Here is a 7,811-nt window from a genome sequence, read left to right as displayed (position 1 = left end):
CGTTTGCTCCCTGAACGGTTTGAAAAGCTTCAGGTGAGGGTGTTTGCAGTGGGCGTGCCAGTGTTGTGATAGCAGTCGTAAAGCGTAAAAAGGTGTCGTATCGGGGATGTTCGGCACTGGATGTATGCATTTTGGTGCGCCAGTTGGGTGCGATGTTGTCTGGCCTGCCGCCATCGCGGGCAAGCCACGCTCCCACAGGGTCCGACTCCACCACTGAACCTGTGGGAGCCGGGCTTGCCCGCGAAGAGGCCCGCCCAGACACCCCAAAACCCTGACTGTAACGCCCGCATAAACCCACTCTTTACGCTTTCTTTATGCCCCGCCACACCCCTCGATCTCGTTCCTTTACAGCCTCCCTGCCGACAATGACTCCACACGCGGCAATACGCCGCAAAACGGAGAGACTTCCATGAGCGTTCTGGACGGGGTGTCACTGCTATTGGCCGTGGCGCTGTTCATTTATCTGCTGGTTGCGCTGTTACGCGCGGATCGGAACTAGGAGCAGGCTATGCACAGTTATGACTATTGGCTGATCATCGCCTTCTTTGCCGTGGTGCTGGTGCCGGCACCGTTCCTGGGGCGGTTCTACTACAAGGTGATGGAAGGCCAGCGCACCTGGCTTTCACCGATCCTGGGACCTGTGGAGCGTGGCTGTTATCGGGTGGCCGGCGTTGATCCGCAGGCCGAACAGAGCTGGCAGAAATACACCCTGGCCTTGCTCGCCTTCAACCTCGCGGGCTTTTTGCTGTTGTTCGTGATCCTGTTGTTTCAAGACCACTTGCCGCTCAACCCGCAAAACCTGCCGGGCCAGGAATGGACGCTGGCCTTCAACACGGCGGTCAGTTTCATGACCAACACCAACTGGCAGAACTACAGCGGCGAAGCCTCTCTGAGCTACCTCAGCCAGATGGTCGGCCTCACCGTGCAGAACTTCGTCAGCGCGGCCACCGGTCTGGCGGTCCTTGTCGCCCTGTGCCGTGGTATCGGTCGCAAATCCACCAAGACGTTGGGCAACTTCTGGGTCGACATGACCCGCGCCACCCTCTACGGCCTGCTGCCGATGTGCCTGGTGTTCGCGTTGTTCCTGGTCTGGCAGGGCGTGCCGCAAACCTTCGCTCACTATGCGAACGCGGTGACCCTGCAAGGTGTTGACCAGTTGATCCCACTGGGCCCGGCCGCCAGCCAGATTGCGATCAAGCAATTGGGCACCAACGGTGGTGGTTTCTTCGGCGTCAACTCGGCGCATCCGTTCGAGAACCCGACGGCGTGGAGCAACCTGTTCGAGATGTTCNCGATCATCCTGATCCCGGTGGCGCTGGTGTTCACCTTCGGCCACTACGTGAAGGACCTGCGTCAGAGCCGCGCGATTCTCGGTTGCATGCTGGCCCTGTTCCTGATCGGCGGCGCGACCTCGCTGTGGGCCGAATACCAGCCCAACCCGACCCTGAACAATCCAGCCGTGGAACAAACCGCGCCGCTGGAAGGTAAAGAAGTGCGCTTCGGCACCACCGCCACGGTGTTGTGGTCGGTCACCACCACAGCGGCGTCCAATGGTTCGGTCAACGGCATGCACGACAGCCTCAACCCGCTGAGCGGGATGGTGGCACTGGTCAACATGATGGTCGGCGAAGTGATCTTCGGCGGCGTCGGTGCCGGTATGTACGGCATGTTGCTTAACGTGTTGATCGCCGTGTTCCTCGCCGGCTTGATGATTGGCCGTACCCCGGAATACCTGGGCAAGAAGCTCCAGGCCAAGGAAGTGCAGTTGCTGGTGGTGACGTTGCTGGTCATGCCGATCGGCGTGCTGGTACTGGGCGCGATTGCCGCGAGTCTGCCCGGCCCTGTGGCGGCGGTGAGCAACCCTGGCCCCCACGGTTTCAGCCAATTGTTGTATGCCTACACCTCGGCCAGTGCCAACAACGGTTCGGCGTTCGGCGGCTTCAGTGCCAACACNACGTTCCACAACCTGATGATGTCACTGGGTATGTTGATCGGCCGCTTCGGCTACATCCTCCCGGTACTGGCCCTGGCCGGCAGCCTGGCGATGAAGAAGACCGCACCGATTGGCCAGAACAGCTTCCCGACCCATGGCCCGCTGTTCGTGACCCTGTTGACCGTGACCATTTTGCTGGTGGGCGGCCTGACCTTCCTGCCGACGCTGGCACTGGGCCCNATTGCCGAACATCTGAGCATGGGCTTCTAAGGAATCCATCATGAATATGCCTGTAAGCAAAACCGTCGTCGCCAAGGCGCCGGAGCAACCCAAAACCGCGATCTCGGCCCTGTGGCGCCCGGCGCTGGTCCAGGCTTTCGTCAAGCTGGACCCGCGCCAACTGCAACGCTCGCCAGTAATGCTGGTGGTCGAATTGACCGCCATGCTGACCACCGTGCTGTGCTTTGTGCCTGACACCAGTGTGCCGACCTTCGTCGCCGTGCAAATCGCCGTGTGGTTGTGGTTCACCGTGCTGTTCGCCAACTTCGCCGAAGCCTTGGCCGAAGGTCGTGGCAAGGCCCGCGCCGACAGCCTTAAAGCCGGCAGCGAAGGCCTGAGCGCCCGTCGCAAAACCAGCAACGGCGCTTTTCAAGTGGTGCCGGCCACCGCTCTGCGCAAGGGCGATGTGGTGCGCGTCGAAGCCGGGGAAATGATCCCCGGTGATGGCGAGGTGATTGAAGGCATCGCCGCGGTCAACGAAGCGGCAATCACCGGTGAATCCGCGCCGGTGATCCGCGAGTCCGGCGGTGACCGTTCGGCCGTCACCGGCAACACACGGCTGGTCTCGGACTGGTTGCTGGTGCGCATCACCGTCAACCCGGGCGAGTCCACGCTGGACCGCATGATCGCCCTGGTGGAAGGCGCCAAACGCCAGAAAACCCCCAACGAAGTCGCGCTGGATATCCTGCTGATCGGCCTGACGCTGATCTTCCTGCTGGTGGTGGTCACGCTGCAGCCGTTCGCTCACTTCGCCAATGGCAGCTTGCCGCTGGTGTTCCTGGTGGCGTTACTGGTCACATTGATTCCGACCACCATTGGCGGTTTGTTGTCCGCCATCGGTATCGCCGGGATGGACCGTCTGGTGCGTCTGAATGTCATCGCCAAATCCGGGCGTGCCGTGGAAGCGGCGGGTGACGTGCATGTGTTGTTGCTGGACAAGACCGGCACCATTACCTTCGGTAACCGTCGTTGCACCGCGGTTTATGCGGCACCTGGCGTCACCGCCAAGGAACTCGCCGAGGGTGCCCTGTTCGCCTCGCTGGCCGATGACACGGCTGAAGGTAAATCCATCGTCGAGTATCTGCGCGGCCTGCATCCGCAGCCTGAACCAAGCGCCGAGCTGCTGACTGCCGTACCGTTCAGTGCTGAAACTCGTCTGTCCGGTGTCGACTATCAGGGCCGCGTGTATCGCAAGGGCGCAGTGGATTCGCTGCTGGCCTTCGTCGGCCTGAAACGCGCCGATCTGGCACCGTCCCTGTCCCGGGAAATCGACAAGATCGCCCAGAGCGGCGGCACCCCATTGCTGGTCTGCGCCGAGGGTAAATTGCTCGGCGCGATTCACCTCAAGGACGTGGTCAAGCCCGGCATTCGCGAGCGTTTCGCCGAGCTGCGCAAACTGGGCATCCGCACCGTNATGGTGACGGGCGACAACCCGCTGACCGCTGCTGCCATTGCCGCNGAAGCGGGCGTCGATGACGTGCTGGCTGAGGCCACNCCTGAGAAAAAACTCGCGCGCATTCGTCATGAGCAAAACGACGGTCGCCTGGTCGCCATGTGCGGCGACGGTGCCAACGATGCGCCGGCACTGGCCCAGGCCGACGTCGGCATGGCAATGAATGATGGTACTCAGGCTGCTCGCGAAGCCGCCAACATGGTCGACCTCGACAGCGACCCGACCAAGTTGCTGGACGTGGTGCAGATCGGCAAGGAGTTGCTGGTGACTCGCGGCGCGTTGACGACCTTTTCCATCGCCAACGACGTGGCCAAATACTTCGCGATCCTGCCGGCGCTGTTCGCCTCGATCTACCCGCAACTCGGCGTGCTCAACGTGATGCACTTGCAGAGCCCGCAGAGCGCGATTCTCTCGGCCATCGTGTTCAACGCCCTGATCATCGTGGTGCTGATTCCCCTGGCGTTGCGCGGTGTGCGCGTACAGGCGGCGAGTGCGGCGGCGTTGCTGCGTCGCAACCTGCTGATCTACGGGCTGGGCGGGATCCTGGTGCCGTTCGTGGGCATCAAGGCGATCGACATGCTGCTGACGGCGCTGCACCTGGTTTNACCCNAAACGGGTGGGAGCGGCTTTTGTGGCGAGGGAGCTTGCTCCCGTTGGGCTGCGAAGCAGCCCCACTTGGGCACCGTGTTTATTCAGGCACACCGCATTGACCGGTTTTACGACTGCTTCGCAGTCGAGCGGGAGCAAGCTCCCTCGCCACAAGTGACGTGTGTGCTTGATGAATGTTCTTTGAATTCGAGGATTTTGAAATGTCCACAATGATACGTCCGGCCCTGAGCCTGCTGGTACTCATGACCCTGATCACCGGCGTCGCTTACCCACTGGTCGTGACCGGTGTCGCACAAGTTGCCTTTCCTGATCAGGCCAATGGCAGCCTGGTGCGTGACGCCGACGGCAAGGTCCGCGGCTCCTCACTGATCGCCCAGGATTTCGTCGGCGATGCCTGGTTCCATCCACGGCCATCGGCGGGTGCGTTTGCCACCGTGGCGAGCGGTGCCAGCAACCTCTCGCCGAGCAACCCGACGCTCGCGACTCGCGTGATTGACGATGCCAACAAACTGCTGGTGCCCGGTCAGGGGCCAGTGCCCTTGGCGATGGTGACCACCTCCGGCAGCGGCCTCGATCCACACTTGCCACCGGCGGCGATTGCCTATCAACTGGCGCGTGTTGCGGCAGCGCGTAATTTGCCGGTGTCTACGCTTCAGCAATTGATGAATGCGCACATTGAGCAGCCGCTCGTTGGCCCGCCAGTGGTTAATGTGCTGGCATTGAACCTGGCGCTGGAAAACCTGTAGATCGGTGGCGCCGCCAATCGCTAGNTGGGAGTGCCTCCACGGACGCTCCGCGTTCGGCTTTGGAAGGGACGCGGAGCGTCCCGGGCTGCATTCCCACGCAATCACCACATCAACATCTGAATAAAGAGAGCTTCAAGCATGAGTGACTCCGGCCGCGCCGATGCCCTGTTAGCCGACCTGCCACGGGACGGCCGTGGCCGGCTCAAAGTCTTCCTCGGCGCCGCGCCGGGTGTGGGCAAGACCTACGCCATGCTCCAGGCCGCGCACACCCAACTGCGCCAGGGCGTGCGCCTGGTCGCCGGAGTGGTTGAAACCCATGGCCGCGCCGAGACCGAAGCGTTGCTCAGCGGCCTGCCGCAACAAGCGTTGCTGCGCAGTGAATACCGTGGCGTGATGCTCGAAGAAATGGACCTCGACGGCCTGCTCGCCGCCAAGCCCAAACTGGTGCTGGTTGACGAACTGGCCCACAGCAACGCCCCCGGCAGCCGCCATGAAAAGCGTTGGCAAGACATCCAGGAACTGCTCGCCGCCGGCATCAACGTGTTCACCACGGTCAACGTCCAGCACCTGGAAAGCCTCAACGATCAGGTGCGCGGCATCACCGGCGTACAAGTGCGCGAAACCCTGCCGGACTGGGTGCTGCAAGAAGCANACGAACTGCTGCTGATCGACCTGCCGCCACGCGAACTGCTTGAGCGTCTGCGCGATGGCAAGGTCTACGTGCCGGAGCAGGCGCGGGCGGCCATCGACGCATTTTTCACCCAGACCAACCTCACTGCTTTGCGCGAGCTGGCGATGCAAACCGCCGCTGCGCAAGTCGACGATGACCTGGCCCAGGGTTATCGACAACTCGGCCAGGCCGCGCCAGCGGTGCGCGGTCGATTGNTGGTCGGGATTGATGGCGATGCGCAGGCCGAACGCCTGGTGCGTCACGCCAGCCGTGTAGCCCAGCGTCGGCATTTGCCGTGGAGCCTGGTGCATATCGATAACGGCCGTGCGCGAGATGAACAATCGCGACTGCGCCTGCAAAGTGCCCAGCAACTGGCCGAGCGACTGGGCGGCGAAGTGGTTTTACTGCGCGCCGGTGAAGTCGCAAAAACATTGATTCAGCACGCTGCCGAACGTCGTGCCAGCCTGGTGCTGGTCGGTCAGTCCCGGCAGCGTTTGCGTCGACGGTTGTTCGGCGGCGGACTGGCGTCACGCTTGCTGCGCGATGCGCGCGGGCTGGAAATCAACGTCCTCGACAGCGAGCACGAACAGCATCAGCCGCGCCAGCGTTCGGCGCAAACGCTGGTCTGGTTCGACTACGCTTTAGCGGTGGTGGCAACGGTTTTGGCCAGTGCTTTGGCCTGGGCAGTGGCGAGTGTCTTGCCGCTGCCGAATATCTCGCTGGTGTTCCTCGCGGCGGTATTGCTGGTCGGCGTGCGCAGCAGCCTCGGGCCGTCCCTGGTGTGTGCGGCGCTGTCGTTCCTGACGTACGACTTTCTGTTTATCCCGCCGAATTTTTCCTTTGCCATTCAGCGTGAAGAGGATGTGTTGACCCTGCTGTTCTTCCTGCTGATGGCCGCGTTGACCGGCAACCTGGCCGCGCGCCAGCGTCGGCAGTTGCAAGCCCTGCGCGATACCCAGGAAGAAACCAGCGAGCTGCTCGACCTGTCGCGCAAACTCACCGCCGCTACCGATCGTCAGGCNGTGATCAGCGCGGCGGCCCAGCACCTCAACGGCTGGAGCGATCTGCAACTGTGCCTGCTCAACCGCGACGGCCAGGGCGGCTGGAAGGTCGAAACCGGCGGCCCGCTGGCGTTTTCCGAAGCCGAGCGTGCCGCTGCCGATTGGGCCTGGCAGCATGATCAGCCGGCCGGCATGGGCACCGGCACGTTGCCGTTTGGGCGTTGGTGGTGGTGGCCGCTGTCGGTGGAGGAGGGGCCGTTGGCGCTGCTGGGCGTCTGTGCCAAAGAAGGCCAGACCTTGAGCGGTCAGCGTCGGCGTTTGTTGACAGCGTTGAGTCAGCCGCTGGCCCAGGCCTTGGCGCGTGCGCAACTGGCCGAAGACCTGGAAGCGGCGCGCCTGCATGGCGAAACCGAGCANCTGCGCAGCGCCTTGCTGGCCTCGGTGTCCCACGATTTGCGCACACCGTTGACGTCCATGCGTGGCAGCATCGACAGTCTGTTGGCCCTCGGCGAGGCCATTCCCCTGGAAGATCGCCGCGAATTGCTCGAAGGCACTCGCGATGAAGCCGAGCGCCTGGACCGCTATATCCAGAACCTGCTGGACATGACCCGCCTCGGTCACGGCGCATTGAAGCTGGCGCGGGACTGGGTGTCGCCGGCCGATATTGTCGGCAGTGCGCTTGGCCGTTTGCGCGCGGTGCTGGCGCCTTTGCAGGTGAAAACCGACGTGCCGGCGGAGTTGCCGTTGCTGTATGTGCACGCCGCGTTGATCGAGCAAGCGCTGGTCAATGTGCTGGAAAACGCCGCGCGTTTTTCTCCGCCTCACGGCCGTCTGCAATTACGCGCCGGCGCCGATGACAACGAGCTGTTTTTCTCGGTCAGCGACGAGGGGCCGGGAATTCCGGAGGAGGAGCGGGCGAAGATTTTCGACATGTTTTACACCGCTGCGCGCGGTGATCGGGGCGGGCAGGGCACGGGGCTGGGGCTGGCTATCTGTCAGGGAATGGTCGGTGCGCATGGCGGGCGGATAAGTGTCGCCGATGGTATTGAGGGGCGCGGTACCTGCATCACGCTTCACTTGCCTTTGCAGGAACAACCGGGATACGAAAGTGAAGCCTGAA

At 62.7% G+C, this 7,811-nt stretch carries 4 protein-coding genes and 1 pseudogene; all 5 read left to right on the top strand.

Going from position 1 to position 7,811, the window contains the following annotated elements; genetic code table 11:
• The first annotated feature begins 409 nt into the window (after positions 1-409).
• The 5 genes and pseudogenes from kdpF (at position 410) to B7L09_RS08300 (ending at position 7,810) form a co-directional block, all read left to right on the top strand.
• The gene (gene kdpF, locus B7L09_RS08320) at positions 410-499 is read left to right on the top strand and encodes a K(+)-transporting ATPase subunit F (RefSeq protein ID WP_003218754.1); all 90 of its coding nucleotides are present in this window, start codon (positions 410-412) and stop codon (positions 497-499) included.
• A gap of 9 nt (positions 500-508) precedes the next feature.
• Positions 509-2,203, top strand: a complete 1,695-nt coding sequence (gene kdpA / locus B7L09_RS08315; RefSeq protein WP_094468415.1) for a potassium-transporting ATPase subunit KdpA — start codon at positions 509-511, stop codon at positions 2,201-2,203.
• Positions 2,204-2,213: 10 nt separating this feature from the next.
• Positions 2,214-4,268: pseudogene (gene kdpB / locus B7L09_RS08310) on the top strand (potassium-transporting ATPase subunit KdpB); the annotation flags it as partial.
• 206 nt (positions 4,269-4,474) lie between these two features.
• Entirely contained in the window at positions 4,475-5,020 is a 546-nt protein-coding gene (gene kdpC / locus B7L09_RS08305; RefSeq protein WP_094468414.1) for a potassium-transporting ATPase subunit KdpC, read from the top strand.
• A gap of 138 nt (positions 5,021-5,158) precedes the next feature.
• Entirely contained in the window at positions 5,159-7,810 is a 2,652-nt protein-coding gene (locus tag B7L09_RS08300; protein ID WP_094468413.1) for a DUF4118 domain-containing protein, read from the top strand.
• Position 7,811 lies beyond the last annotated feature (1 nt).

The sequence above is a fragment of the Pseudomonas mandelii genome, from assembly GCF_002251635.1.
GTDB lineage: Bacteria > Pseudomonadota > Gammaproteobacteria > Pseudomonadales > Pseudomonadaceae > Aquipseudomonas > Aquipseudomonas mandelii_B.
This window is presented reverse-complemented; position numbering and strand designations above follow the sequence as displayed.

What these genes read in the sequence shown, in the direction of transcription:
- kdpF (WP_003218754.1), top strand. Translation starts at nt 410, where the DNA reads ATGAGCGTTCTGGACGGGGTGTCACTGCTATTGGCCGTGGCGCTGTTC.
- kdpC (WP_094468414.1), top strand. Translation starts at nt 4,475, where the DNA reads ATGTCCACAATGATACGTCCGGCCCTGAGCCTGCTGGTACTCATGACC.